The sequence below is a fragment of the Micromonospora sp. CCTCC AA 2012012 genome (assembly GCF_040499845.1).
Lineage (GTDB): Bacteria > Actinomycetota > Actinomycetes > Mycobacteriales > Micromonosporaceae > Micromonospora > Micromonospora mangrovi.
The window spans coordinates 3,310,376-3,336,032 of sequence record NZ_CP159342.1; the positions used below are offsets into that span (position 1 = coordinate 3,310,376).

Genomic DNA, 25,657 nt, shown 5'->3' on the forward strand with positions numbered 1-25,657 from the left:
GTCCCCCGACCAGTCGCGAGGAGAGGCATGAACGTTCTGCTCTGGCACGTGCACGGCTCCTGGACCACGTCCTTCGTGCACGGGCGACACCGCTACCTGGTCCCGGTCACCCCGGACCGGGGCCCGTACGGCCTCGGTCGGGCACGGACCTATCCGTGGCCCGACAGTGCGGTCGAGGTGACGCCGGAGCAGCTCGGCCGGGCCGAGGTGGACGTGGTGATCCTGCAACGCCCGGAGGAGCTGGAGCTGGCGGAGCAGTGGCTGGGTCGCCGACCCGGCCGGGACGTCCCGGCGATCTACGTCGAGCACAACACCCCCAAGGGCGACGTGCCGAACACCCGCCACCCGATGGCCGACCGGGACGACCTGCTGCTCACCCACGTCACGCACTTCAACGAGCTGTTCTGGGACAACGGCGGCACCCGCACCGCCGTCGTCGAACACGGCATCGTCCCGCCCCGGGTGGAGTGGACCGGCGACCTCGACCACCTCGCCGTGGTCACCAACGAGCCGGTACGCCGCTGGCGGGTCACCGGCACCGACCTGATGCCCCGGTTCGCCGCCGTCGCCCCGCTGGACGTCTTCGGCATGGGGGTGGCCGGGCTGTCGGAGGCGCTCACCGCGCGCGCCGGGGTGCTGCCCCACCCGGTCACCGGCTTCGACGACCTGCCGCAGGAACGGATGCACGCGGAGGTGGCGCGGCGGCGGGCGTACCTGCACCTGTGCCGGTGGACGTCGCTCGGGCTGAGCCTGGTCGAGGCGATGACCATCGGGATGCCGGTCGTGGCGCTCGCCACCACCGAGGCCGTGGACGCCGTACCGCCCGACGCCGGGGTGCTCTCCACCCGGGTGGACACGCTGGTGGAGGCGGCCCGCTGGCTCGCCGAGGACCGCGACGCGGCGTACCGGCTGGGGGCGCGGGCGCGTGAGGTGACGAAGGAACGCTTCGGGCTCGACCGGTTCCTCGCTGACTGGGACCGACTGATGGAGGAGGAAACATGCGCATCGCGATGATCTCGGAGCACGCCAGCCCACTCGCCGTCCTCGGCGAGGAGGACGCCGGCGGCCAGAACACCCACGTGGCGGAACTCGCGTCCGCGCTGGTCGGCGAGGGACACGACGTCCGGGTCTACACCCGCCGCGACTCCGCCCGGCTCGCCGAGTCGGTGGCCACCGCCGACGGCTACCAGGTGTGGCACGTGCCGGCCGGCCCGGCGCAGCGGGTGCCGAAGGACGAACTGCTGCCGTACATGGGTGAGTTCGGCAACTGGCTGGCCGACCGGTGGCGGCACGGCGACTGGACGCCCGACGTGGCGCACGCGCACTTCTGGATGAGCGGACTGGCCACCGTGCACGCCGGGCGGCGGGCCGGGGTGCCGACGGTGCTGACGTACCACGCGCTGGGCGCGGTGAAGCGGCGCCACCAGGGCGCCCGGGACACCAGCCCACCAGGACGGGTCGGCTACGAGCGGGCGCTCGGCCGGGCCGTGGACCGGGTCATCGTGCAGTGCGAGGACGAGGTGGGTGAGCTGGTCCGGCTGGGCGTGCCCCGGTCCCGGATGGCGCTGGTCCCCTCCGGCGTCAACCAGGAGGTGTTCCGCCCCGACGGTCCCGTCGCCCCGCGCGACCCGGCCCGCCCGCGGATCCTCACCGTCGGCCGGATGGTGGAGCGCAAGGGCTTCCTGGAGGTCGTCCGGTCGTTGCCGGCCGTCCCCGAGGCCGAGTGCGTGGTCGTCGGCGGCCCACCGGCGGAGCTGCTGCCCGCCGACTCGTTCGCCCGCCGGCTGCGCGCCATCGCCGAGTCCTGCGGCGTCGCCGACCGGGTGAAGCTGGTCGGTGCGGTGCCCCGCGAGGAGATGGGCGCCTGGTACCGCTCGGCCGACGTGCTGGTCGCCGCCCCCTGGTACGAGCCGTTCGGGCTCACTCCGCTGGAGGGCATGGCGTGCGGGGTGCCGGTGATCGGCACGAACGTCGGCGGGATCGCCGACACCGTGGTCGACGGGCTCACCGGCGACCTGGTGCCGCCGCGCGACCCCCGCGCGCTGGGCACCGCGATCCGCCGGCTGCTCGCCGACAAGGTGCGCCGCTTCGCGTACGCCACGGCGGCGCTGGACCGGATCCGCAGCCGTTACTCCTGGAAGCGCTGCGCCCAGCAGCTCGGCGCGGTCTACGCCTCGGTGAGCACCGTCGCCCGACCGGCCACGGCGGTGGCCTGATGACCCACCTCGACACCCTCGACGCGCACCTGTCCGGGCTGGCTGCGGCGCTGCTGCCGTACCGGCGGGAGGCCGAGCGGCTGGCCGACTGGGGCACCGAGCTGGCCTGGACCCTGGCCCGGGGCGGTCGGCTGCTGGTGGCCGGCAACGGCGGCAGCGCCGCCGAAGCCCAACACCTCACCGCCGAACTCGTCGGGAAACTCCGCGACGACCGCGAACCCCTGTCCGCCATCGCCCTGCACGCCGAAACCTCCGCCATGACCGCCATCGGCAACGACTACGGCTACGACGAGGTCTTCGCCCGCCAGGTCCGCGCCCACGGCCGACCCCACGACATCCTCCTGCTCCTGTCCACCAGCGGCACCAGCACCAACCTCCTCACCGCCGCCCAGGCCGGACACGACACCGGACTGCGCTGCTGGGCATTCACCGGCCCCACCCCCAACCCCCTCGCCGACGCCTGCCACGACGTGCTGGCCGTGCCGTCGCCGGACAGTCAGGTGGTGCAGGAGCTGCACCTGGTCTCCAGCCACCTGCTCTGCGAGTACGTCGACCAGGCCCTGCCGCTGGTCCGGCAGCTCCCGACGGTGTCCGCCCCGGCACCCCGGACACCGGCCTTCGCCCCGTGGGGCGGGCGCACCGGCGCGGAGCGCGGCGGGCGGGACGGCCGGGTCCTGGCCGGCGTCGGCCTGCCCACCCACGGCCTCAACGGCCACGGCACGAACGGCCACGGCGCGAACGGGCACGGCGCGAACGGGCACGGCGCGAAGCGGCACGGATCCGCCGAGCACGGGATCGACGGACACCGGATCGACGGGCACGGGATCGGCGGGCAGAGCGCCGACGGGCACCTGTCGAACGGCCACGCCCGCAACGGGCACGACGGATCCGGCCGCAACGGGCACGGGTCCACCGGCACCGGGTGGGTGGAGTCGTGAGCGGGCCGCTCGTCGTCGTCGGCGACGCGCTGCTCGACCGGGACGTGGCCGGCGCGGTCAGCCGGGTCTGCCCGGACGCCCCCGTGCCGGTGCTGGACGAGCGTTCCGCCACCGACCGGCCCGGCGGCGCCGGCCTGGCCGCCCTGCTCGCGGCGGCCCAGGACACCGAGGTCGCCCTGGTCACCGCGCTCGCCGACGACGCCGGCGGCGCGCGGCTGGCCGAACTCCTCGCCGACGCCGGAGTCGAGGTGTACCCGATGCACCTGCCCGGTGCGACCGCCGAGAAGATCCGGCTCCGGTCCGGCGGGCAGACCCTGCTCCGGCTGGACCGGGGCGGCGACCCGCAGTCGCCGGGTGAGCCCTCCGCCGCGACGCTGGAGCTGCTCTCCCGTGCCCGGGCCATCCTGGTCAGCGACTACGGTCGCGGACTGGTCCGGCAGCCCACGCTGCGGGCGGCGCTCGCCGAGGCGTCCGCCCCGGTGGTGTGGGACCCGCACCCGCGCGGCCCCGCCGCCGTGACCGGCGTCCGGCTGACCACCCCCAACCTCGCCGAACTGCGGCAGCTGACCGGCGACGCCGGGGCCGGTTCCGCGCTCTCCACCGCCACCCGCGCCGGGCACGAGCTGCGGACCCGCTGGCGGGTCGGGGCGGTCGCGGTGACGATGGGCCCGGACGGCGCGGTGCTCTGCCACTCCGGCAGCACCCCGCTGGTCGTCCCACCACCGTCCACCGTGGACCGGGTCGAGGACACCTGCGGGGCGGGTGACCGGTTCGCCGCGACCGCCGCGCTGGCCCTCGGCGACGGGGCGCCGGTCGCCGAGGCGGTCGGCGCGGCCGTCGCCGCCGCGTCCGCGTACGTGGCGGCGGGCGGGGCCGCCGGGCTGCACCGGGAGCGGGGGCGACGCCCCGTCCTGGCGGCGGCCCGCAGCGCCGAGGAGCTGGTGGCGAAGGTACGCGCCGACGGCGGCACCGTGGTCGCCACCGGCGGCTGCTTCGACATCCTGCACGCCGGGCACGTCGCCACCCTCCAGGCGGCCCGCCGACTCGGCGACTGCCTGGTGGTCTGCCTCAACTCCGACCGCAGCGTCCGGGGCCTGAAGGGTCCCGAGCGCCCGGTCAACCCGGAGAGCGACCGGGCCCAGCTGCTGGCCGCGCTGGACTGCGTGGACGGCGTCGTCGTCTTCGACGAGGCCACCCCGCACCAGGTGCTGGCCCGGCTGCGCCCCGACATCTGGGTCAAGGGCGGCGACTACGGCGAGGCCGAGCTGCCCGAGGCCGAACTGGTCCACCGGTGGGGCGGGAAGGTCGTCACCGTCCCCTACCTGGCCGGCCGGTCCACCACCGGCACCATCTCCGCCGCGCGCCAGCGCGGCCTCCACCTCGTCAAGGGAGCGGTATGAGCGAGCGCCAGCGAGCGAATCATCGACACAGCGCAATGGTGCCTCAGGACGGCACGGAGCGAAGCGGAGTGCCGGCATGAGCAGGGATTTGAGTGGGGCGGCGGTTCTCGTCACGGGCGGGTCGAGCGGGCTCGGCGCGGCGGTCGTCGCCGCGGTGGCGAAGGCCGGCGGACGGCCGTACGTGCTGGACCGGCAGGCGCCGGCCGACGGGGTGCCGTGGGTCGAGTGCGACCTGGCCGACGCGCGGGCCGCCGAGGCGGCCACCCGGCAGCTCGCCGAGCAGGCCGGTGACCTGGCCGGCGTGGTGACGGCCGCCGGGATGGACGTGCCCGGCCGGCTCGTCGACGTCCCGGGCGAGACCTGGGACCGGATCGTGGCGATCAACCTGCTCGGCACCGCCGCGGTGGTCCGGGCCGCCCTGCCGCACCTGGAGCGCGCGCACGGCACGGTGGTGACCGTGGCGTCGACGCTGGGCGTCAAGGCGGTCAGCGACGCCACCGCGTACTGCGCGGCGAAGTTCGGGGTGGTCGGCTTCACCCGGGCGCTCGCCGCCGAAGTCGCCGGGAAGGTCGGGGTGACGCTGCTGATCCCGGGCGGGATGCGGACGGCGTTCTTCGACGACCGGGACGAGCAGTACAAGCCCGGCCCGGACGCCATCCTGAACGACCCGGCCGACACCGCCGAGGCGGTCATGTTCGCCCTGTCCCAGCCGCCCGGCTGCGCGGTACGCGAACTCGTGGTCTGCGCCGAGCAGGAGTCGTCGTACCCGTGATCCTGGTCCTTCGGGCGCTCGGCGTCGGCGACCTCGCGACCGGGGTGCCGGCGCTGCGCGCGTTACGCGCCGCGTACCCCGGTGCGGAGCTGGCGCTGGTCGCGCCGCGCTGGTCGACGCCGCTGGTCGAGCTGACCGGCGCGGTGGACCGGCTGGTCGAGGCGGACGGGCTGGGCCACCTGGCGTGGCCCGGCCCGCCGCCGGACCTGGCGGTCAACCTGCACGGCCGGGGCCCGCAGTCGCACCGGATGCTGGCCGCCGCCCGGCCGCACCGGCTGCTCGCCTTCGCCAACGCCGAGGCCGGGCACCGGGACGGCCCACGGTGGCGGGCCGAGGAGCACGAGGTCGACCGCTGGTGCCGGCTGCTGGCCTGGTACGGCATTCCCGCCGACCGCACCGACCTGGCGCTGCGCCGCCCGACGCCCGGACCGCTGCCGACCGGGGTGAGCATCGTGCACCCGGGCGCCAAGGCGACCCAGCGGCGGTGGCCGCCGGACCGGTTCGCGGCGGTGGCCCGGGAGCTGACCGACCGGGGTCACCGGGTGGTGGTCACCGGCACCCCCGGCGAGCGGGGCATCGCCGAGGCGGTGGCGCGGGCGGCCGGGCTGCCCGCCGACGCGGTGCTGGCCGGGTCGACCGACGTCGGGGAGCTGGCCGCGCTGGTGGCGCACGCCCGGCTGGTGGTCAGCGGCGACACCGGGATCGGGCACCTGGCGACCGGCTACGGCACCCCGTCGGTGCTGCTCTTCGGTCCGGTGCCGCCGGCACAGTGGGGGCCGCCGCCGGACCGGCCGTGGCACGAGGCGCTCTGGGTGGGGCCGCGGCTCCCGGCCGACGACGGTGGCCTGCATCCGGCGCTGGCCGAGCTGGACGTGCCGACGGTGCTGGCCGCCGTGGACCGGGTGCTGGGAGCGGCGGCCGGGCGAGGCGTTCCGGTCCCCCGGCGACGGACCCCCGTGGCTACCGGCCAGTAGGGTACGGCCGTAGGCTGGGCCGGTGAGCGGGGAGCCGGAGTACACGCAGGAGTTCATCGACGTCGACGGCGCCCGGATCGGGGTGCAGACGTACCCGGACCCGGACGGCGTGCCGGACGCGCCGGTGGTGGTGATCTGGCCCGCGATGGGCGTCCGGGCCCGCTACTACCGCCCCTTCGCCGCCGCCCTGCGCGCCGCCGGCCTCGGCGTCGTCGTGGCCGACCTGCGCGGCACCGGCGAGAGCACCCCCGCCCCCAGCCGCTCCTGCCGGTACGGCTACGCCGAGCTGGCCGGCGACGTCGAGGCGGTGCTGGCCGCCCTCAAGCCCCGGTTGGACGGCCGCACCCGACTGCTGCTCGGGCACTCCCTCGGCGGGCAGGTGGCGGTGCTGCACCAGGCCCTCCACGACGCCGACGCCGTCGACGGGCTCGCCCTGGTCGCGGTCGGGGTGCCGTGGTGGCGCGGTTACCCGGGCCTGCGCGGGTGGGGGGTGCTGCCGTACACCCAGGGGATCGCGGCCACCGCCCGGCTGCTCGGCGTCTGGCCGGGGTGGGGGTTCGGTGGGCGGCAGGCGCGCGGGGTGATCCGGGACTGGGCGTACACCGCCCGGACGGGCCGCTTCCCCCGGCTCGACGGGGTGGACGCCGAGGCCGCCCTGCGCACGGTCCGTACGCCGGTGCTGGCGGTCAGCGTGGACGACGACCAGTACACCCCGCACCCCACCCTGGACCACCTCTGCGGCAAGCTGACCGCCGCCCCGGTGACCCGGCACCGCTACACGGTGGCGGAGGCCGGTGCCCCGCTGGACCACTTCACCTGGGTCCGTGCGGCGACGCCGCTGGCCGCCCGGGTGGCCGACTTCGCCGCCGGCCTGCCCCGCCGCTGACCGCACCCGCGCGGAAACCGGGCCGCCGGTCAGCCGGCGACCCGCACCACGAGCAGGGCGATGTCGTCGCTCGGCACGTCGACCAGCTCGGCCAGCAGGGCGTCGCAGAACTCCTCCACCGGCACCCCGGCCAGCCGGCCGGCGGCGCTGCGCAGCCGCTCCAGCCCCTGGTCCAGCGGGTCCTCCCGCCGCTCGACCAGGCCGTCGGTGTAGAACACCAGGGTCGAGCCGGGGTCGAGGGGAAGCTCGTGGTTGCGCCGCGGCCGGACCGGCCGCACCCCCAGCAGCGGATGCGGGTCGGTGGCGAGCAGCCGGGCCGTGCCGTCCGGGGTGACCAGCACCGGCGGCGGATGACCGGCGTTGCACCAGCGCAGCCTGGCCCGCCCCGGGTCACCGGAGGGCGGCCCGCCGGGCTGACCGGGCGTCCAGACGTGGGCCACCACCGCCGAGGCCAGGGTCGACACCCGCAGGCCGGTCAGCACCCGTTCCAGGCCGGCCAGGATCTCCGCCGGGGACGCCGCCAGGACGTACGCGAGACCGCGCAGTGTGCTGCGGATCTCCGCCATCTCGGCGAGGGCCCGCCGGTCGTGCCCGGTCACGTCGCCGATCACCAGGGTGGTGGCGCCGTCGGCGGCCGGGAAGGCGTCGTACCAGTCACCGCCGACCTGCTCGTGCTCGGCGGCCGGGTGATAGCGCACCGCGACGGAGAGTCCGTGCCTCTGCACCGGCTCGGTGAGCAGGCTGCGTTGCAGCGTCTCGGAGGTCTGCCGCTGGGCCTGGTGGATCCGGATCCGGTCCAGGGTCTGCGCGCACTGGGCCGCGAATGCCGCCAGCAGGTCGACCTCGTGTCGGGGGAAGGGTTGGGGCGCGCGCCAGCCCACGGTGAGCGAGCCGAGCAGCCGGTCACCGACCCGCAGGGGCAGCGCCGCCCAGCGGGACAGGCCGGTGTCCGCCAGCACGTCGGCCATCGCGTCGGCCCAGGCGAGCGAGGTGTCCCGGTCGGGCAGCAGGACGGTCTCGTCGCGCAGCGCGGCGACGGAGGCGGGGAGCGGACCGCGCAGCGGCAGGTCCGCGTACCGCTGCCGGTCCAGGCCGGCGAGGCTGTCGGTGAGGGTGAGGTGCAGGTCGTCGTCGCCGTGCCGGACCGCGACCGCTCCCCCGTCCGCGCCCAGCGCGGCCAGTCCCCGGTCGATCACCACCTCGGTCAGTTCGGCCACGGTCTCGCAGCCGGCGAGCTGACCGGCGAGGTCGGCCAGCGTGGTCAGCTGGCGGGTGGCCAGTGCCTCCGCCGCGAGCGCGCTCCGCAGCTCCTGCGCCCGCGCGAACAGGTCGACCTCGACGCTCTCCACCCGGTGCCGGAGCTCCTCGTCCCGGGCCCGCTCGGCCTCGACGCGTGCCCGCTCCTCGACGACCTCGGTGACCTCGGCGGTGCGGTGCAGCAGGAGCGCCGTCCGGCCGCGCTCGTCGAGGACGGGGACGTTCACCACGCTCCACCAGCGGGCGACGAAGCCGCCGTCGGGGTCGGGGAGGTCGTAGCGCTGCAGGGGCATGGCGTCGGGACGACCGGTGTCGCGGGCCCGGATCAGCGAGGCGCGCAGGTTGGTCTCCCCGGTCGGGTCGGGCGCGTCGGCGGGGACCGGGAAGAGTGCGAAGATGTCCCGACCGACGAGTTCCTCCCGAATACGACCGGTCGCCGCCAGGAGGGCGTCGTTGACGTCGACCACGACCAGGTCGGGCGTGAGGACGGCGTACGGGGTCGGGGTGGCGCGGAAGAGCCGGACGTAGTCCGTCGGCGGTTCCGCCCCGGCTGCACCGTGCGTACCGCTCATCGCTCTCCCGTCGCTCACCCGTGCGATCCTTCCCCATCCCCGTTCCGGCGAATCCCACGCCACCGGGAGCAGGGGGCGTAGCGGCGCCGATGGCGGGTAAGCGGCACCGCCCGAACACGGTGGAGGGGGATCACAGATGTCCGAACGGCACACCGCACTGCGCTCGATGCACGACCTGGGCCTGGCGGCCTGGTTCGGTGGCTCGCTGATGGGAGCGCTCGGCGTCAACGGCGCGGCGGCACGGATCAACGACTCGACGCAGCGGCTCCCGGTCGCCTCGGCCGGCTGGGCCCGGTGGACCCCGGTCAACGCGGCGGCCATCGGGGCCCACCTCGCCGGCGCGGTGGGCGAACTGGTGACCGAGAGTCCCCGGGTCGCCTCACAGGCGGGCGTGGCGAAGATGAGCGCGGTGAAGACCGCGCTGACCGTCGGCGCGCTCGCGGTGACCGGGTACAGCCGGTTGCTCGGCATGCGGTTGCAGAAGGCGGGCAACCCGCCCGTCGAGGGCACCACCGAGCCCAGCTACCAGACGCCGGCGAACGTGGCGGCCAGCCAGCGGCAGATGAAGCTGCTCCAGTGGGCGATCCCGGCGATGACGGGTGCGCTGGTGGTGGTGACGGCGTACATGAGCGAGCAGCAGAAGCCGTCCCAGGTGTTCCGCGGCATGCTCGGCCGGGCCGGTGGCCTGATCACCGCGCCGAAGACGATCGGCAAGGTGGCCGCGATGGGCGCCGCCAAGCGGCACATGGCGATGTCGCACAACTGACCGCGCCGACGCGCTGGGCGGCCGGGATCCCACGACGAGGTGGGGTCCCGGCCGCGCGGCGCCCGGCCGCCCGCCGACCGGTCCCGGTGCGCCCGGGACCGTCCGGCGGGCGCCGGCATGACGGCGGCGGTCCCGGGCAATCAGCGCCGGCACCGCAGGAGCGACCAGCGAGGTGGGCGATGAGCAGGAAGAACAGGCCGGGCAGGGAGGGCGACGGGCGCGGGCCGGAGGCGGCCGCCCCGTGGGGCACCACCGACGGGTTCGACGCCGATCCGCCGTGGGGCGCCGGGGAGGACTCGCCGATGGACGCCGGTAGCGAGGAGACCGCCGTGTCGGACGGCCGACGCGTGGACCGACGGGCCGGCGCGGCCGGCACCGGGGGCCCGGCGGCCGGGCGGCACGGGTTGGGGTCGGTCGAGCCGACCCGGACCACCGAGGCCGGGCCGGGGGCGCCACCCGACCCGGCACCGGCGCGGCGGACGTTCCCGGACGACAGCGCCGGGGGCGACCTGCCGGACAACGCGCTGGAGGAGGCGACCGGGATGCACCCGGAGGGAGTGAGCCGGCGCGGCTGAGCGGCCGACCGACCGGTAACCCCTGAACCGCCGACGGCGGCCCGGATCACCGGGCCGCCGTCGCATGCTGTCGGGGGCTTTCCGCGTACGCCTGACGGGCTGCGGAAACCCGACCAAAAGCATTGATAATCGTCTATTAACCCCGTACGGGCAAGCCCGGGAGATCAAATTTCCGCCGGGTGCCGAATGCGGCTCCGGCAATGTTACCAGCGAGTAGACGACGTGTTACGAAGTGACCTCCAACACATCGGAGGTCCTGAATGCCCCGTCGCCTGCTCGCCACCCTCGGCAGCCTCACCGCCGGACTCCTGCTCACCCTCGGCCTCGCCACCCCCGCCTCCGCCGCCGGCACCGACTACGCCGCCCTCGGCGACTCCTACTCCTCCGGCGTCGGCACCAACAACTACGACGGCGTCAGCGGGTCCTGCCTGCGCAGCCCGCAGTCGTACCCGCGGCTCTGGGTGAGCGGCCACGCCGTGGCCAGCTTCCAGTTCGTCGCCTGCTCCGGGGCCACCACCCGGGAGGTGCTGAACAACCAGCTCGGCGCGTTGAACTCCGGCACCGACCTGGTGACCATCTCCATCGGCGGCAACGACGCCGGCTTCGCGGACGTGGTGACCACCTGCCGGCTGGGCAGCGACAGCAGCTGCCTGAGCGCGGTGAACACCGCCAAGGCGTACATCAGCAACACCCTGCCGGGGCGGCTGGACGAGACGTACCGGGCGATCCGGAGTCGGGCGCCGGGCGCCCGGGTGGTGGTGCTGGGCTACCCGCGCCTGTTCGAGCTGGGCTCGTGCGGCTTCGGCAGCATCAGCGAGTACAAGCGGAGCCTGCTCAACGGCGGCTCGGACACCATGTCCGGCGTGATCTCCGCCCGGGCCGGCGCCGCCGGGTTCAGCTACGTCGACGTCCGCGGCCGGTTCGCCGGGCACGGGGTCTGCGCGTCCAGCCCGTGGATCAACGGGACCACCTTCCCGATCGTCGAGTCGTACCACCCGAAGGCGGCCGGCTACTCCGGCGGCTACCTGCCGGCGCTCACCGCCGTCACCGGCTGACCTCCGCCGAACGCCGAACGGCCCGACCGCGTGCGCGGTCGGGCCGTTCGTCGGTGGGCCGGGTCAGCGGTGGCCGGCGGGGGTCCAGTGCGGGCGCTCCGGCTCCGGCGGCGCCGGGTGCAGGCCCGGCTCGTGCAGGCCCTCCTCCGCGACGCGACCGATCCGGGCGTACGCCTCGGGCCGGATCGACTTCAGCGCGAAGCCCCAGACCAGGCCGATCACCGCGGCGGCCACCGGGATCACCGGCAGCAGCCACTTCAGGTACGCGGCGGTGTCCGGCGCCAGCAGCGCGTCGAAGTTGACCAGCATCACGACGAGCACGGTGCCCAGCAGCAGCGTGCCGAGGACCGGGGCGATGAGCCGCTGCCACAGCGACTCCGGCCCGGAGCGACCCCGGAAGAAGCCGACCACGGCCGCCGAGGTCAGCGTCATCAGCAGCACCACGCCGACCGCGGCCGAGCCGGAGAGCCAGGTGAACAGGTCGAGCAGCGGGTCCCGACCGGCGACGGCGAACGCCATGAAGACGACGACCGCCAGCACGCTCTGCACGATCGAGCCGGCCACCGGGGCGCCGGACCGGTTCGAGGTGGCGCCGAGGAAGCGCGGCAGCACGTTCTCCCGGCCGAGCGCGAACAGGTAGCGGGCCACACCGTTGTGGAACGACAGCAGGGCGGCCAGCACCGAGGTGACGAAGAGGACGTTCGCGATGTCCGCGACGGCGCTGCCGGCGTACTGGGCGAGGGCGCCGAAGATCACGCCCGGGCCCGCCTCGGCGGACGCCTTGGCGACGTTCTCCGGGCCGGTGAGGACCGACAGGGACCAGGCGGAGAAGGCGTAGAAGAGACCGGTGAAGGCGACCGCGATGTAGGTGGCCCGGGCCACGGTGCGCCGCGGGTCCTTGACCTCCTCGCTGTAGATGGCGCCGCTCTCGAAGCCGGTGAAGGCGGCGATGCCGAGGGCGAAGACCGCGCCGAAGCCGGCGGTGAAGAGGTTGCCGGGCATGATGCCGTCGAAGCTGACCGTGCCGCCGGCCGGGTGGCCGAAGGAGATCACGTCGAAGATGAGCACGACGACGCACTCCAGGCCGAGCAGGACGGCCAGCACGGTGGCGTTCAGGTCGATCCGCAGGACGCCGAGGAGACCGACGATCACCCAGGCGAGCAGGGCCCAGACCCACCAGGCCAGGTCGATGTCGAACTTGCTGGCCATGAAGTCCTTGAGGATGTAGCCGAGCAGGCCGTACAGGCCGATCTGGATGGCGTTGTACGCGGCCAGCGCGACAGCGGAGCCGGCCACGCCCCCCGCGCGACCGAGACCGTTGGCGATGTACGCGTAGAAGGCGCCGGCGTTGGCGACGTAGCGGCTCATCGCCGCGTAGCCGACGGCGAAGACGGCGAGCACGGCGGCGAGCAGCACGAAGCTGACCGCGGTCCCGACGTTGCCGGTGACGGCGTACGTCGTGGTGACGCCACCGCCGAGCACGGTCAGCGGGGCCGAGGCGGCGACGGTGAAGAACACCAGATGGGCGGTGCCGAGCCGACCGCGGCGCAGGCCGCTGTCGGCGAAGAACGGATCGGCGGACAAGTGGTACTCCAGGGGGCGTGAGGGGTTGAGGGGATGGAACGATCAGGGATCCTGGGGCAGAGTATTGGTGATCACGATCCGTCACAAGTCCACTTCGGATAACTATTTACAACGTTCGGCTGTCTGTCCGAATTGAACTGTGAGTGTTCATGCCGTACCGTGCCGTGTCGATGCTCACGGCCGCCCCCCGCTGAGGGATTCCGATGACTTACCACAGTGCACATTCCGTCTACCGGCTCGCCGACGCCCTGTTCCTGATCGGCCATGACGAGTTCTCCGGAAAGCCACACGGAGCCCTCGACCGGCTCAACTGCGCCCTGGCCGGCGCGGCGCTGGCCGAACTGATCTTCGAGCGTCGGGTCACCATCGAGAACGGCGGGGTGATCGCCGTCGACCGCCGGCTCTGGCAGGAGCCGCTCACCGACCTGCTGGTGACCGAGATCATGGGCCGTGACGGCGTGCACCCGACCCGGTTGTGGATCCGCTACCTGCGCGACCACCTGAACATCCAGGAGCGGGTCGGCACCCGGTTGGCGACCGCCGGGGTGGTCCGGCGCGAGCAGGGCCGCGCCCTGCGCCGGTCGGTCCGGTGGCCCGCGGTCGACCCCAACCAGGCGGCCTCACCCCGGGTCCGGCTCACCGCCCTGCTGATGCGTCAGCAGCGCACCGACCTGGACGCCGAGACGCTGCTGCTGGCGGCGCTGACCGGCGCGGTCGGCCTCGGCTCGAACGTCTTCGACGAGCAGGTGAGCGCGCGGATGCGGGACTGCCGCAAATACCTGCCGCCGCCGCTGGACGGGCTGCTCGGGGCGGTCGTCGCCGCCCTCGACGCCGCCACCGTCTCGGTACGGCGCTGACCGCCGCCCGCCCCACCGACGGCAGGGCGGGCGGGCCGGATCAGGCCGGGTCGCGCCACATCGGATAGAGGCTCGGGCCGTCGGGCAGGTCGAGGGTGACCTCCCGGCGGCCGAAGCCGTGCCGCTCGTAGAGGGCCGCGTTCCGCGGCGAGCTGGCCTCCAGGTAGGCGGCCGAGCCCATCTCGTCGAGCCGGGTGAGCTGGTGCCGCAGCAGCGCCGAGCCGACGCCCCGACCGTGGTGGTCGGGGTGCACGGCGATGAACGGCAGATACCAGTGCGGCTGCTCCGGGTGGTTCGCGGTCATCAGCTCGTCCAGCACGCTGAAGCGCTTCGCCGCCTCGGGGCCGATGGTCGGCTCCAGCGCCGCGAGGAGATCCGGCTCCTCCCCACCGGCCTCGCTGCCGTCGACCGGCAGCCACAGGGTGGCACCGGCCCCGTCGCCGGCCAGGTGCACCTCGCCGGCCTCCAGCGCCAGCGCCACGAACTCCCCGAAGAAGGCGGGGTGGGACTGCGCCCGGTGCGCCTCGTCGGGAAAGATCCACCCGCTCACCGGGTCCCGCATGAACGCTTCCGCCAGGATCACGGTGACCACCTGCGCGTCGTCGCGCGACGCCCGCCGGACCTCGCCCTGCCAATCTGACACTGGCTCTTCTCCCGAACCCTGGTCGCACCGACCAGCACTGTGGACACGAACGCCCGGCACGCTACCAGCGTTCGGGGTGGACACTCGGCGCGGTCCGCCAGTCGCGATCGATGTGACACCAGCCCTTCCCTCAGCGGCACCTGCGGTAGCAGACTCGGCACGGAAACCGGGACCCGCAACGTCCCGGTGCGACAGATCGAAAGGGACGGTATGAAGAGATTCGTGGCGACCACCGCCACCGCCGGGTTGATCCTCGGCGGCGCGGTTGCCGGTCCCGCGCAGGCGGCACCCGGGCCCCGACCCGCGGCCGCCCAGGTGTCGTACACCCCGCCGCCCGTCGCGTGGGGCGCGTGCGAGAGCCCCGGCCTGCAGCGCCGGGGCGCCGAGTGCGGGTTCGTGCAGGTGCCGCTCGACTACGCCCACCCGCACGGCACGACGATCAAGCTGGCCGTGTCCCGGATCCGGCACAAGACCCCGGACGCGCAGTACCAGGGCGTGATGCTGGTCAACCCGGGTGGCCCGGGCGGCTCCGGACTCACCCTCTCGGTGCTCGGCGAGTACGTGCCGAACGGCGCCGGCGAGGCGTACGACTGGATCGGTTTCGACCCGCGCGGGGTCGGCTCCTCGCAGCCGTCGCTGTCCTGCGACGGCGACTACTTCGCCCACAACCGGCCGTTCTACGTGCCGGCCACGCCGAACCTGGAGAAGACCTGGCTGGCCCGCTCCAAGGGCTACGCGAAGGCGTGCGCGGCGGCCGGCGGCGACCTGCTGGACCACCTGAAGACCACCGACTCGGCCCGGGACATGGACAGCATCCGCAAGGTGCTAGGCCGGGACCAGATCAACTACTACGGCTTCTCGTACGGCACCTATCTCGGCCAGGTCTACGCGACGCTCTTCCCGCAGCGGGTCCGGCGGATGGTGCTGGACGGCAACGTCGACCCGCGCAAGGTGTGGTACCAGGCCAACCTGGACCAGGACGTCGCCTTCGACCGGAACATCAAGCTCTACTTCGACTGGGTGGCGAAGCACGACGACGTCTACCACCTGGGCCGCACCGGCCGGGCGGTCGAGCGGCTCTTCTACGCCCAGCAGCTCAAGCTGCTGAAGAAGCCCGCCGGTGGGGTGATCGGGCCGGACGAGTGGTCGGACATCTTCCTCCAGGCCGGCTACTACGTCTTCGGCTGGGCCGACGTCGCCAAGGCGTTCGCCGGCTGGGTGCACGACGGTGACTGGCAGACCCTCCAGGCGCTCTACGACAGCTCCAACCCGCAGGGCCCGGGGACGGACAACGGCTTCGCCGTCTACCTCGGGGTGCAGTGCACCGACGTGCAGTGGCCGACGAACTGGAACCGGTGGCGGGCCGACAACTGGCGGACCTTCGCCAAGGCGCCCTTCGAGACGTGGGGCAACGCCTGGTTCAACGCCCCGTGCATCTGGTGGGACGGCCAGGTCGGCAAGCCGGTGAAGATCGACGGTCGCAAGGTCGGCGGCGTCCTCCTGATCAGCGAGACCCTGGACGCGGCGACGCCGTACTCGGGCTCGTTGGAGGTGCGCAGCCGGTTCCCGAAGGCGGTGCTGGTCGAGGGCGTGGGTGGCACCACGCACGCCGGCTCGCTGAACGGCGTGGCGTGCGTGGACGACACCATCGCGGCGTACCTGGCGACGGGCGCGCTGCCGCAGCGGGTCGGCGGCCGACGGTCGGACGTGCAGTGCGACCCGGTGCCGCAGCCGGACCCGGCGGCCTCCGCCCGGTCGGCGGCCCCGTCCCTCGCCCCGGCCGACACCGAGCGGAGCGAGCTGCGGCGGCTGATCGGCGTCCGCTGACGTGAACGACGGGACGCCCGGGTCGGTGCACCACCGACCCGGGCGTCCCGCTGTCGGCTCAGGAGCCGGTGCCGTCCTCCCCCGGCGCGCCCATGACGGAGGGCTCCACCACCGGGTGACCGGTGTCGTCCACCAGGCCGGGGGCCATGCTGCCGCCGTGCGCCTCCTCGGCCTCCCGGGTCTGCTCGGGGTCCCGGTGCTCGGGCGCCCCGGCCGTCGCGTCGTCCCGCTTCTCGCGCTCGCTCATCCGCTCCCCCTCGTCCGACGTCCTCGGCACCGCCGGTACCCGGCCGGGACCGGGGAAAACCTGACCGGCCCGGCTCAGCCGACGGCGGCGGGGCGGGGGCCGGGCGCGTCGACGCCGAGCAGCCCGGCGAGCCGCGCGGCGTCGCGCTGCGCCTGGTCGCCGCAGCAGTTGTTCATCAGCACGTGCAGCTCGGCGCACTCGTCGGCCAGCTCGGTCAGCAGCACCGACCAGCGGCGCAGTTCCTGCTCGCCGTAGGCGTACCGGAACTTCTCCTGCTTGTCGCCGCTCTCCCATGCGGTGCTGTGCCCGTGGAACCGGACCACGGCGAGGTCGGCGGTGGCGGTCAGGATCGGCGGCACCGAGGAGACGTGCCCCTGGGGCATGTCGACGCAGACGTAGGTGAGGTCGCGCTCGCGCAGGAAGGTCACCGTGTCGACCACCGCGTCCTCGGCGAACCAGGAGGCGTGCCGCAGCTCCACGCTGACCCGCCAGGGCCGGCACCGCGCCGCCACGTCGGCGATCCGCCGCTTCGCCGCGTCGGTGCGGGCGAACCAGGGCGGGAACTGCAGCAGCACGGCACCGAGCCGGTCGGCCGCCGCGATCGGCGCCAGCACCGCGTGGAACCGGTCCCAGAGCTCGTCGTACGCCCCGGCGGAGAGGTCACGCCAGCGGATCCGGGTCGGGCCGCCGGTCGGGCGCAACTCCCGGGGCAGCATGCTGACCGGGGTGTGGTGGCCGGTGAAGAGGCTGAACGCCTTGACGTCGAAGGTGAAACCGGGCGGGGTGGCCGCCACCCAGCCGTCGGCCGTCTCCGGCAGCGGGATGGCGTAGTACGACGTGTCCACCTCGACCAGCCCGAACCGCTCGGCGTAGTGCCGGAGCCGACCGGCCGGAGTGTTGGCCGCGCGCGGGTACCAGCCGGAGCGGACCAGCATCTGATCCGCCCAGGACGACGTGCCCACCTTGATGACACCCATGTAATTCAGTTCACCCCCGTTCGTCCGGATCGGCAACCGGAGGCGGCGGTCCGGTGTGGAAGCCCCGGAACTGTCGGTGCGCGCTCCTATCCTGGCCTCCTTTCGTGACGCGAAGGGCGGACCGCATGACCTCCACCGACCAGCACCGCAGCGGCGAACTGGCCGACCTGCTCAGCACCCTGCAACGACACCGGGGCTTCCTGCGGCAGACGGTGACCGGGCTCGACGACGAGCAGGCGGCACGCCGCAGCACGGTCAGCGAGCTCTGCCTCGGCGGCCTGATCAAGCACGTGGCGTCGATGGAGCTGCGTTGGGCGCGCTTCATGGTCGGCGGCGCCGTTGCGATGCGGAGCGAGCCGGTCGACTGGGTCGCGCAGTTCCGGATGCAGGAGGGTGAGACCCTCGCCGGGCTGCTCGACGAGTTCGACCGGGTGGCCGGGGAGTTCGACGCGCTGGTCGCCACCCTCGACCTCGACACCGCGCACCCGCTGCCGGAGGCGCCGTGGTTCGAGCCCGGGGCGACCTGGACGGTCCGCCGCGTGCTGCTGCACGTCCTCGCCGAGATCGCCCAGCACGCCGGGCACGCCGACATCCTCCGTGAGTCGATCGACGGGGCGAAGACGATGGGCTGACCTGCGGGCGCGATCCGGTGACGCGGCGGTGGTGCCCCAATCCACCGCCGTGCCCGTCGGCGTGCGCGGGGTTCCGATGTGACGTCGTGGCGGGTGGCGGCGCTGAGGGACACGAGATGAACGCACACCGCATGGACTCCGAGACCGTCGAGCGACTGCTCGTCGGTCCCGTCGCCGACCCGCAGGACGGTCCGGAGGCGCTGGTCCGGATCCTCACCGCCGTCCGCGCCGCCCCCCACCCGAGTGAGCTGACGGGCGAGGGGGCCGCGCTGCGGGCGTACCGGATGGCCCGGGCCGGCTCGCTGCCGGTGCCGGCGGCGCCGCCCCGGCGGGTCCTGGCCGGCCTGCTCAGCGCGAAGCTCGCCCTCGCCGGTCTGCTGGTCGCCGCCACCGGTGGCGTGGCGCTCGCCGCCGCCACCGGCACGCTGCCCGGCCCGCTCCGCGGCGGCGGCGGCGACGAGGTGACGGCTCCGCCGCCGAGCGCCACCACCGACGCCCGGCCCTCGCCGAGCGGCGGCACCGACCCGTCGGCGGCGACACCGGGCGGCACCCCCACGGGGTCGGACGCCTCACCCGTCCTGCGCCGGCTCTGCACCACCTACCGCGAGCAGACGGGCGAGGAACGCCGTCGGGCGCTGGCGACCGCGCGCTTCGCGGAACTGGTCACCGCCGCCGGGGACCGGGACCGGGTGGCCGGCTACTGTGACCGGCTGCTCGACGGACGCGACCGGCAGGGCACTCCCGGCGCGAGCCAGACCGGCCGACCGGGCGCACCGCCGGCCAGCCGGGTGCCGAGCCGACCGGGGCGCACCCCCGCCATCCCGGGCACGCCGTCGAACCCGTCCACCCCGGTCATCCCCGGCGCGCCGACCGTCACCACCCATCGCCCGGTCGGGCCGGCGGGTCAGGTGCAGACCCCCGAGGGGCCCGGCACCCACTGACCCGACGTCGGCGCGGGAACCCCGAGGTGGGCCGCTCTGTCGGGGTCGTCGCGCCCGGGACCCGGAGCTGGGTAGCGTGGCGGCATGGAATCGGTTTGGGACTATCCCCGCCCGCCCCGGCTGGAGCGCACCGGCCGCCGGATCACCGTGCGGCACGCCGGGGTGACCGTGGTCGACAGCGACCGCTGCTGGCGGGTGCTGGAGACCTCCCACCCGCCGGTCTACTACGTCCCCCGGGGCGAGGTGACCGGGGCGCGGCTGGAGCCGGACCCGCGACGTACCTGGTGCGAGTGGAAGGGCGAGGCGAGCTACTGGGACCTGGTGGTCGGCGACGTCCGGGTCCCCGAGGCCGCCTGGTCGTACGAACACCCGACCCCGGCGTACGCGGACCTGGCCGGGGCGGTCGCCTTCTATCCCGGGCGGGTCGACGAGTGCCGGGTCGACGGGGAGCGCGTGGAGGTGCAGCCCGGCGACTTCTACGGCGGGTGGATCACCAGCGACGTCACCGGCCCGTTCAAGGGCGCCCCCGGCACCCTCGGTTGGTGAGGCCGGGGCCGGTGACCGGCGCGCGGCGGCCTGATAACTTGCCCCGATGACCCCGCGGCGTCGACGTCTGGCGGTCGCCTTCCGCCTGGCGATCGTGATCAGTGTGCTGGCCGGCATCGTGCTCACCGCGCTCGGCCCGGCCACGGTGACCGGACTGCTGCCGTACTTCACCATCCAGAGCAACGTCGCGGTGGGCCTCTTCGCCGGGTACGCCGGCTGGCGCGCCTGGCAGGACCGGCCCGACCCGCCGTCGGCGCTCAAGGGCGCGGTGACCCTCTACATCACCATCACCGGCGTGGTCTACCACCTGGTGCTGGCCAACCCGGCCAGCCCGTTCGCGATGGTCCAGCCGCACCGGGCGCTGGGCGAGGCGCTGGGCAACCAGTTCCTGCACACCGTCGTGCCGCTGCTGGCCGTCGCGGACTGGGCGCTGTTCGACCAGCGCGGCCGGCTGCGCCCCCGGTACGCGGCCTGGTGGCTGGCGTTCCCGCTGGCGTACCTGGGGTTCGCGCTGGTGCGCGGGCTGATCGTGCACCGCTACCCGTACCCGTTCATCGACGCCGGGCAGCTCGGCTACGACGGCGTCGGGGTCAGCTCGCTCTTCTTCGCGTTCGCGTTCTGGCTCCTCGGTCTGCTCTTCGTCGGCGTCGACCGCGGCCTGTCCCGGGGCGCCCGGCGGCGCGCGGCGACCGCCGGGCGGACCGCCCCGGACGGGGAGGTCACGCCCGGCGGGCAGGTCACGCCCGGCGGGTCGCTCGACGCGGCCGGGCCCGATCGCGGCGCGGCTCAGTCGGCCCGGAAGTAGTCCGGCCGGCTGACCCAGGTCTCGCCGACGAACATCACCCCGGGACGCTGGTCCAGCAGCGTGCGCAGCCCGGTTACCACCGGCGCCGCCCGGTCCGGCGGCAGGACGGTGATCAGCAGCACCAGCCCGGCCCGCTCGTTGAACAGCAGCCGCCCCTCGTGGTTGCCGTGGTGGCCGAAGCCGGACACCCCGGAGAGGCTGGTCCAGCCGCTGACGCCGGCCGCGTGCAGCAGGTCCCGCACCGCCTCGACGTCGTCGCCGCGGACCACGATCTCCACCTTGACCATCCGGGTCAGACCCAGCTCGTTCATGACACGCTCCCAGTTTCGGTTGGACAGGACGGGACGACTCAGCTCGACGGGACGAGGGTGGGACGGGCTTCCCCGGCCGGTACGACGGGCGCGGCCGGCACCGGGGTCGGCGGGAGTTCCCGCCAGCCACCGCGGGTCCGCTGCCACCAGCCGCCGTCGGTCGGGTCGAGGGCGATCAGGTGGAGCCAGCCGCCGTCGGTGAGGTCCCGCAGCGCCGGGTTGCGGTCCAGGACGGCGTCGACGAGCGGGCGGGGCGCCCGGACCAGGGCGAGCAGCCGCAGCGGCTCGTGCACCAGCTCCCGCCCGTCGCTCACGGACTGCCGGGGCAGGCCGGTACGCAGGTCGCCACCGGCGCCGGAGAGCACCCCGATGCCGTCGCCCAGCACGGTGTGCACCGTCTTGGTGCCCGCGCCGAACCGCTCGGGGTCGACGCTGGAGAAGTAGTACTGGAGGTTGATCCACTCGGCCACCACCAGGGGACCCGTCATGATCGTCTCCAGGGCCACGCCGGCCGGGTCGGCCGACCAGTCGTACGAGTGCAGGAAGGTCCGGCAGCCCAGGTCCCGGCCGACGGTGAGGTCCCGGGGCGCGGCGATGAACGCGGCGTTGCCGGCGAGCGCCCACTCCGGACGGACCTGCGCCCAGTCCACCGACCGCCCGCCGACCCGGTCGGTGGCGGGCCGGTCCGGCAGCCGCGCGGCCCGCTCGGCGCGCAGCCGCCGTCCCGCCTCGGCGAGGTGCCCGACGAGCCGCCCGAGGGGCTCCGCGTGGCCGGCCGGCACCGGGTCGAGGATCCGCACCTCGTCGGTGACCGTGTCGTGCTCCCCGGCGACGAAGCGCGTCCCGGCGGGCACGTCGATGCCCCGCCCGGCCAGCCCCGCCCGGACCGCCGGGTCGTTCAGCAGCGCCGCGGCCAGCCGCGCGCTCACCCCGCCCCGGTTGCCGCCGCAGGCGCCGCAGTCCAGCGCGGCGGCGTACGGGTTGTTGGCGCTGGTCGCGCCGTGCCCGCAGAGCAGCACCAGCGGGGCGAAGCCGGCGGTGAGGCCCATCGTGCGCAGGGTCGCCTCCGCGTAGTAGACCCGCTCGTCGAGCTCCAACGCCTGATCCAGCTCGGGCGCACCGACCGCCGGGTCCTCCGGGCGACCGGCCAGCCATCGGGGAGCGGCGGCGCGCAGCAGCAGCCCGGCGGCGGCCAGCACCCCGGCGACCTCGACGAAGACGAACGCGCCCACCGGATCACCCTTCGCCCCCGCGTACGCCCGGCGCCAGCCCTGCCGGGTGCGGCGCCGGTCGGCCCGGTCGCCGTCGGCCGGCTCGGCGACGGTGGCCACCGGGCGCATCAGCACCGGGCAGCGGTCGCGGCCCTCGCTCGCGCCGTCCGCGACGGTGCGGACCGGCAGGCCGAAGAAGCCGGCGAAGCCGAGGGTCCGCACCGGCGCGACGGCCTCCAGGTGCCGGCGCAGCCCTTCGGAGCGCACGTCGATGCAGAAGACCGCCTGGGCCGTCGGCGCGGCCTCGACCGGTGCCGCCGTCGTCGGCCGGTCGAGCTGGTGGCGCAGCCCCCGACGGTAGGCGTGTTCGGCGGCGACCAGCCAGATCTCGGACTGCCGGTGCGGTGGCAGGGCGTCGAGGGCGGCCCGCAGGGCGGTCACCGACCCGGGCGGCAGCGCGTCGAGCCGGTCGGCGTCGAGATCGAGCAGCCGGGCCAGCCGGGCCAGCGGCACGGGGTCGACGAGCGGGGTCGCCCCGGCGCGGTACGCCGTGGCGGTCGCCGCCCGTACCGCGGGCAGCGTGCCCGGCACGTCGAGCCGGCGGGCCGCGACGGCCGCACCGAGCGCCAGCTCGTACGCGAGCCGGACGGCGAGCAGCTCCACCGGGGTGAGCGGGGGACGGTCGCCGGGGTGGGTGGCGCGCCAGCGGGCGTACCCGGCCCAACCGGGCAGCCGGGCGAACGACCGGCCCAGGTATTCCGCCCACTCGGACTCCGGCACGTCGAGGGCGCGCAGCAGGGCGGCCACGGCGCGTTCCGGCGCGGACGGCAGCGCGGCGACCAGGGTGGCGAAGCCGGCGACGCCGTGCCGTACCGGGCCGGGGTCGGTGCCGGCCACGTCCCGCCAGCGCGGCCAGCAGCCCGCCGCCGGGTCGCCGGGGGCCGGCCAGCGGGCCTGCGCCCGCCCGCAGTGCGCGGCCAGCCAGTCGGCCACCAGGTCGTCGACGGTCGCGGCGACCCGGGTGCCGAGTGCGTCGTCCAGCAGCTCGGCGAGGGTCCGCCCGTCGGCCGCGTCGGAGCGGGACTCGACCGGGCCGAGGCCCGCCGTCAGCGCGCGGGTGGCGGCGGCGAGCAGGGCCGGTCCGGGCACGGGTCCGTCGTGCGGGCCGTGCCGCAGCACCAGCCGGTGCAGCTCGGCCGGGTCCAGCAGCCGCTCCCCCAGCACCACCGCCGGCCCGGCGGGCAGCCCCGCGTCGGCCAGCGCGGCGGTCAGGTCGGCGTCGCTGATCGCGCCGGTCGCGTACCGGGCGCGGTAGTGCTCCGGCGGCAGGTGGGTGGTGGCGCCGGTGACGGCGCGCAGCCGGGTCGTGGCGGCCGGGAAGGGCTCCCGCTCCAGCCCGGCGAGGGGGTTGACCGCGACGAAGGTGTCCACCGGCCAGGCCGGTCCGACCAGGTCGGTCGCGGCGGCGACCGCGGCGGCGGCGCGTACCCCGTCGGCCCGGTCCACGACGGGCACCCGGGGCGTGGGCACCGAACGGCGGGCGGGCCGGGGCGCGACGCCGTCCCGCCAGGCCCACCACCAGAGCCGGTCGATCCGGTGCCGGGGCGCCAGCCGGACCAGCAGCGCCACGCCCGCCAGCAGGACGGCGGTGACGGCGAGGCCGGCGGGGTGGACCGCGGCGTCCAGCCCGAGCCACCGGTCGGCCAGCGCGCCGAGCAGCAGGTATCCGCCGGCCAGCCCGGTCACCGCGGCGGTCAGCCCGAGCGCGGCGCGGACGGGGAGCGCCCGGTCGCGCAGCGCCGCGTCGAGCGCGGCCACCCCGGCGAGCGCGGCGAGCCCCGCCGCCAGCGGACTGCCGCCGACCGCGACCTCGACCAGGAGCACCGTGGCGACCAGGAGGGCCAGCGCCGGGAGCAGCCGGTGGGCCGGGCGGGGACCGACCGGCGGCGGGGCCTGGTCGGCGGCCACCCGGGCCTGCACCGCGCCCCCGGCGGAGAGGAAGGCGTACGCCTTGTAGACGCCGTGCCCGACCAGGTGCAGGGCGGCGAGACCGAAGGCGCCGAGGCCGACCTGGACGAGCATGAAGCCCATCTGCGCCATGGTGGAGCGGGCCAGGGCGCCCTTGACGTCGGTGCGCACGGCGGCGAAGAGGGTGCCGGCGGCGGCGGTGCCGAGCCCGACCAGCAGGATCGCGGCGGTCACCACGGGCACCGCGACGACCACCGGGGCGAGCCGGATCAGCAGGAAGCCGGCCACGTTGACCATGCCGGCGTGCAGGAAGGCGCTGACCGGGGTGGGTGCGTAGAGGGTGGTGGGCAGCCAGCGGTGGGCGGGCAGTTGGGCGGAGCGGACCACGCAGGCGACCAGCAGCAGCAGGCCGACGGTGACGAGCAGCGGGGTCGGCAGCCCGGCCGCGCCGGCCCGGACGGCGGCCAGGTCGGTGTCGCGCAGCGCGACGGCCAGCAGCGCCACCGCCGCGAGCAGGGCGAGGTCGGCGAGGGCGAAGAGCCGGCGTACGCGGCGGACCGCCGCCCGGACCCGGGGCTGCTCGCGGTGGTGGCCGATCAGCCCGACCAGGCACCAGCCCGCCAGGGTCCACCCGATCCAGAGCTGGACCAGGCCGGGTGCGGTGGCCATGACCAGGGTGGCCGCGGTGGCGGCGGCGACCCGGGCCTGGAAGGCGGCGGCGGCCGGCTCCCCGTCCAGGTAGCGGTGCGCGTACCCGGCGACGACCGCCGCGATCCCGCAGACCAGCAGCACGAAGAGCGCGCCGAAGCGGTCCACGGTGACGCCCAGGCTGACCGGCACGCCGCCCGGGGTGAGCCGGGCGTACGTCTGGTCGACGGCACCGCCGACGGCGACCAGGACGAAGAGCGCCAGGGCCCCGACGGCGGTCGCCGCGAGCAGTCGGGTCACGACGCGGCTGGAGCGCCGCTGGTCGGTGCCGGTCAGCGGGACGAGTGCGGCCACCGCCGGCAGGGCGAGGACCAACGGAACGAGTGGATCGGACAGGACCATGACCACCTCCTCTGTTGTACGAACCATAGAACACGTTTTTCATTTCGTGTATTGTGGCTCGCACAACAGTCGAGGAGGCGACAATGCCGAACCCCGGAAACCCGTCGGACGGCCCACTCCACCCGCCGCTGGCGGCGCTGGCCGCACTCCGGGCCGGTCACCGCCGTTACCTCGCCGGTACGGCGACCGGATCACCCGGCCCCGCACCCACCGTCGCCGTGTTCAGCTGCGCCGACCCGCAGCCGGCCGCCGAGACGCTCTTCCCGGGGGTGGATCTCTACGTGGTCCGCACCGCCGGGCTGGCCGTCGGCCCGAGCGTGCTGGGCAGCCTGGAGTACGCCGTCGACCGGCTCGGCGTACCCCTGGTGGTGGTGCTCGGACACGACCGCTGCGGCGCGGCGGCCGGTGCCGGCGACGGCGCGGTACGACGGGCCGCCGCCCTGCTGCTGCAGCGCTCGACGCTGCTGGCGCGGGCCGTCACCGCCGGCCACTGCGCGGTGGTCGGCATGTCCTGGCGGGCCGAGCTGGGCCGGGTCCGGCCGGTCCCCCGGGTCGCCCCGGCCCCGGCGGCCCGGCTGCGCTCCCGGGCCCGCCCGCCCGCCGCCCGGCCGGCCGGTGCCCCCCGCTGACCCGGGCTCGGCGCCGGG

23 protein-coding genes and 1 pseudogene are annotated in these 25,657 nt (G+C 75.2%); 17 read left to right on the forward strand and 7 right to left on the reverse strand.

Features of this window, described 5'->3' with window-relative positions; genetic code table 11:
• Positions 1-27: 27 nt before the first annotated feature.
• The 7 genes and pseudogenes from ABUL08_RS14335 to ABUL08_RS14365 all read left to right on the forward strand — a co-directional run bounded on the left by ABUL08_RS14335 (position 28) and on the right by ABUL08_RS14365 (position 7,186).
• On the forward strand, positions 28-1,014 hold the full coding sequence (locus tag ABUL08_RS14335; protein ID WP_350938316.1) for a glycosyltransferase: 987 nt from the start codon (positions 28-30) through the stop codon (positions 1,012-1,014).
• Positions 999-2,216, forward strand: a complete 1,218-nt coding sequence (locus tag ABUL08_RS14340; protein WP_350938319.1) for a glycosyltransferase — start codon at positions 999-1,001, stop codon at positions 2,214-2,216. Before ABUL08_RS14335 ends, ABUL08_RS14340 begins: the two co-directional genes overlap by 16 nt.
• Positions 2,216-2,788 (forward strand): annotated as a pseudogene (locus ABUL08_RS14345) (D-sedoheptulose-7-phosphate isomerase); the annotation flags it as partial. The gene ABUL08_RS14340 and the pseudogene ABUL08_RS14345, both read left to right, overlap by 1 nt.
• 362 nt (positions 2,789-3,150) lie before the next feature.
• Complete coding sequence (gene rfaE2 / locus ABUL08_RS14350) at positions 3,151-4,554, forward strand: D-glycero-beta-D-manno-heptose 1-phosphate adenylyltransferase (RefSeq protein ID WP_350938321.1); 1,404 nt, start codon at positions 3,151-3,153, stop codon at positions 4,552-4,554.
• Positions 4,555-4,630: 76 nt separating this feature from the next.
• Positions 4,631-5,326, forward strand: coding sequence for an SDR family oxidoreductase (locus tag ABUL08_RS14355; protein WP_350938323.1), 696 nt, complete (start codon positions 4,631-4,633; stop codon positions 5,324-5,326).
• Positions 5,323-6,300, forward strand: coding sequence for a glycosyltransferase family 9 protein (locus ABUL08_RS14360; protein WP_350938325.1), 978 nt, complete (start codon positions 5,323-5,325; stop codon positions 6,298-6,300). The genes ABUL08_RS14355 and ABUL08_RS14360 overlap by 4 nt, the downstream gene beginning before the upstream one ends.
• Before the next feature lie 22 nt (positions 6,301-6,322).
• Positions 6,323-7,186, forward strand: coding sequence for an alpha/beta hydrolase family protein (locus ABUL08_RS14365; RefSeq protein WP_350938327.1), 864 nt, complete (start codon positions 6,323-6,325; stop codon positions 7,184-7,186).
• A gap of 29 nt (positions 7,187-7,215) precedes the next feature.
• Here the strand turns inward: ABUL08_RS14365 and ABUL08_RS14370 are convergent, their stop codons facing one another.
• Positions 7,216-9,033: a SpoIIE family protein phosphatase gene (locus ABUL08_RS14370; protein WP_350938329.1), complete on the reverse strand. Its 1,818-nt coding sequence runs from the start codon at positions 9,031-9,033 to the stop codon at positions 7,216-7,218.
• Between the two features lie 118 nt (positions 9,034-9,151).
• Here ABUL08_RS14370 and ABUL08_RS14375 point away from each other — a divergent pair, with 118 nt between their 5' ends.
• The 3 genes from ABUL08_RS14375 to ABUL08_RS14385 all read left to right on the forward strand — a co-directional run bounded on the left by ABUL08_RS14375 (position 9,152) and on the right by ABUL08_RS14385 (position 11,411).
• Positions 9,152-9,781 (forward strand): hypothetical protein, encoded by a 630-nt coding sequence (locus ABUL08_RS14375; protein ID WP_350938331.1) that lies wholly within the window; start codon positions 9,152-9,154, stop codon positions 9,779-9,781.
• A 179-nt stretch (positions 9,782-9,960) separates the two neighbouring features.
• Positions 9,961-10,356 carry a hypothetical protein gene (locus tag ABUL08_RS14380; protein WP_350938334.1) on the forward strand — a complete coding sequence of 132 codons (396 nt, stop codon included), beginning with the start codon at positions 9,961-9,963 and terminating at the stop codon, positions 10,354-10,356.
• 260 nt (positions 10,357-10,616) lie between these two features.
• Positions 10,617-11,411 (forward strand): SGNH/GDSL hydrolase family protein, encoded by a 795-nt coding sequence (locus ABUL08_RS14385; protein ID WP_350938336.1) that lies wholly within the window; start codon positions 10,617-10,619, stop codon positions 11,409-11,411.
• A gap of 63 nt (positions 11,412-11,474) precedes the next feature.
• On the opposite strand, the gene ABUL08_RS14390 is transcribed toward ABUL08_RS14385, so the two are convergent.
• On the reverse strand, positions 11,475-12,995 hold the full coding sequence (locus ABUL08_RS14390) for an APC family permease (RefSeq protein WP_350938338.1): 1,521 nt from the start codon (positions 12,993-12,995) through the stop codon (positions 11,475-11,477).
• Positions 12,996-13,198: 203 nt separating this feature from the next.
• Between ABUL08_RS14390 and ABUL08_RS14395 the strand changes: the two genes are divergently transcribed.
• Positions 13,199-13,852, forward strand: a complete 654-nt coding sequence (locus ABUL08_RS14395) for a GOLPH3/VPS74 family protein (protein WP_350938340.1) — start codon at positions 13,199-13,201, stop codon at positions 13,850-13,852.
• 40 nt (positions 13,853-13,892) lie between these two features.
• On the opposite strand, the gene ABUL08_RS14400 is transcribed toward ABUL08_RS14395, so the two are convergent.
• The gene (locus ABUL08_RS14400) at positions 13,893-14,495 is read right to left on the reverse strand and encodes a GNAT family N-acetyltransferase (RefSeq protein WP_350938341.1); all 603 of its coding nucleotides are present in this window, start codon (positions 14,493-14,495) and stop codon (positions 13,893-13,895) included.
• Positions 14,496-14,717: 222 nt separating this feature from the next.
• Between ABUL08_RS14400 and ABUL08_RS14405 the strand changes: the two genes are divergently transcribed.
• Positions 14,718-16,322, forward strand: coding sequence for an alpha/beta fold hydrolase (locus ABUL08_RS14405; RefSeq protein WP_449288901.1), 1,605 nt, complete (start codon positions 14,718-14,720; stop codon positions 16,320-16,322).
• 58 nt (positions 16,323-16,380) lie between these two features.
• Here the strand turns inward: ABUL08_RS14405 and ABUL08_RS14410 are convergent, their stop codons facing one another.
• Both ABUL08_RS14410 and ABUL08_RS14415 read right to left on the reverse strand, forming a co-directional pair.
• Positions 16,381-16,569, reverse strand: a complete 189-nt coding sequence (locus tag ABUL08_RS14410) for a GTPase activator (RefSeq protein ID WP_350938346.1) — start codon at positions 16,567-16,569, stop codon at positions 16,381-16,383.
• A gap of 74 nt (positions 16,570-16,643) precedes the next feature.
• Complete coding sequence (locus ABUL08_RS14415) at positions 16,644-17,546, reverse strand: DUF72 domain-containing protein (protein WP_350938348.1); 903 nt, start codon at positions 17,544-17,546, stop codon at positions 16,644-16,646.
• Between the two features lie 125 nt (positions 17,547-17,671).
• Between ABUL08_RS14415 and ABUL08_RS14420 the strand changes: the two genes are divergently transcribed.
• The 4 genes from ABUL08_RS14420 to ABUL08_RS14435 all read left to right on the forward strand — a co-directional run bounded on the left by ABUL08_RS14420 (position 17,672) and on the right by ABUL08_RS14435 (position 20,470).
• A complete protein-coding gene (locus tag ABUL08_RS14420) occupies positions 17,672-18,178 on the forward strand; it encodes a DinB family protein (RefSeq protein ID WP_350938349.1) in 507 nt (168 codons plus the stop codon).
• Positions 18,179-18,294: 116 nt separating this feature from the next.
• Entirely contained in the window at positions 18,295-19,119 is an 825-nt protein-coding gene (locus ABUL08_RS14425) for a hypothetical protein (RefSeq protein WP_350938351.1), read from the forward strand.
• A gap of 84 nt (positions 19,120-19,203) precedes the next feature.
• The gene (locus ABUL08_RS14430; RefSeq protein ID WP_350938352.1) at positions 19,204-19,665 is read left to right on the forward strand and encodes a DUF427 domain-containing protein; all 462 of its coding nucleotides are present in this window, start codon (positions 19,204-19,206) and stop codon (positions 19,663-19,665) included.
• A gap of 46 nt (positions 19,666-19,711) precedes the next feature.
• On the forward strand, positions 19,712-20,470 hold the full coding sequence (locus tag ABUL08_RS14435; RefSeq protein ID WP_350938354.1) for a Pr6Pr family membrane protein: 759 nt from the start codon (positions 19,712-19,714) through the stop codon (positions 20,468-20,470).
• Here ABUL08_RS14435 and ABUL08_RS14440 read toward each other — a convergent pair.
• Positions 20,452-20,781, reverse strand: a complete 330-nt coding sequence (locus ABUL08_RS14440) for a P-II family nitrogen regulator (RefSeq protein WP_350938356.1) — start codon at positions 20,779-20,781, stop codon at positions 20,452-20,454. The genes ABUL08_RS14435 and ABUL08_RS14440 overlap by 19 nt on opposite strands.
• A gap of 38 nt (positions 20,782-20,819) precedes the next feature.
• A complete protein-coding gene (locus tag ABUL08_RS14445) occupies positions 20,820-25,010 on the reverse strand; it encodes a putative inorganic carbon transporter subunit DabA (protein ID WP_350938358.1) in 4,191 nt (1,396 codons plus the stop codon).
• A gap of 83 nt (positions 25,011-25,093) precedes the next feature.
• Between ABUL08_RS14445 and ABUL08_RS14450 the strand changes: the two genes are divergently transcribed.
• Positions 25,094-25,639 (forward strand): carbonic anhydrase, encoded by a 546-nt coding sequence (locus ABUL08_RS14450; protein ID WP_350938360.1) that lies wholly within the window; start codon positions 25,094-25,096, stop codon positions 25,637-25,639.
• The last annotated feature ends 18 nt before the right edge of the window (positions 25,640-25,657 follow it).

Coding starts and splice junctions, on each gene's coding strand:
- ABUL08_RS14380 (WP_350938334.1), top strand. CDS start 9,961: ATGAGCAGGAAGAACAGGCCGGGCAGGGAGGGCGACGGGCGCGGGCCG.
- ABUL08_RS14445 (WP_350938358.1), bottom strand. CDS start 25,010: ATGGTCCTGTCCGATCCACTCGTTCCGTTGGTCCTCGCCCTGCCGGCG.
- ABUL08_RS14435 (WP_350938354.1), top strand. CDS start 19,712: ATGACCCCGCGGCGTCGACGTCTGGCGGTCGCCTTCCGCCTGGCGATC.
- ABUL08_RS14355 (WP_350938323.1), top strand. CDS start 4,631: ATGAGCAGGGATTTGAGTGGGGCGGCGGTTCTCGTCACGGGCGGGTCG.
- ABUL08_RS14340 (WP_350938319.1), top strand. CDS start 999: ATGCGCATCGCGATGATCTCGGAGCACGCCAGCCCACTCGCCGTCCTC.
- ABUL08_RS14395 (WP_350938340.1), top strand. CDS start 13,199: ATGACTTACCACAGTGCACATTCCGTCTACCGGCTCGCCGACGCCCTG.
- ABUL08_RS14440 (WP_350938356.1), bottom strand. CDS start 20,781: ATGAACGAGCTGGGTCTGACCCGGATGGTCAAGGTGGAGATCGTGGTC.
- ABUL08_RS14375 (WP_350938331.1), top strand. CDS start 9,152: ATGTCCGAACGGCACACCGCACTGCGCTCGATGCACGACCTGGGCCTG.
- ABUL08_RS14420 (WP_350938349.1), top strand. CDS start 17,672: ATGACCTCCACCGACCAGCACCGCAGCGGCGAACTGGCCGACCTGCTC.
- ABUL08_RS14415 (WP_350938348.1), bottom strand. CDS start 17,546: ATGGGTGTCATCAAGGTGGGCACGTCGTCCTGGGCGGATCAGATGCTG.
- ABUL08_RS14425 (WP_350938351.1), top strand. CDS start 18,295: ATGAACGCACACCGCATGGACTCCGAGACCGTCGAGCGACTGCTCGTC.
- ABUL08_RS14410 (WP_350938346.1), bottom strand. CDS start 16,569: ATGAGCGAGCGCGAGAAGCGGGACGACGCGACGGCCGGGGCGCCCGAG.
- ABUL08_RS14385 (WP_350938336.1), top strand. CDS start 10,617: ATGCCCCGTCGCCTGCTCGCCACCCTCGGCAGCCTCACCGCCGGACTC.
- ABUL08_RS14430 (WP_350938352.1), top strand. CDS start 19,204: ATGGAATCGGTTTGGGACTATCCCCGCCCGCCCCGGCTGGAGCGCACC.
- ABUL08_RS14450 (WP_350938360.1), top strand. CDS start 25,094: ATGCCGAACCCCGGAAACCCGTCGGACGGCCCACTCCACCCGCCGCTG.
- ABUL08_RS14335 (WP_350938316.1), top strand. CDS start 28: ATGAACGTTCTGCTCTGGCACGTGCACGGCTCCTGGACCACGTCCTTC.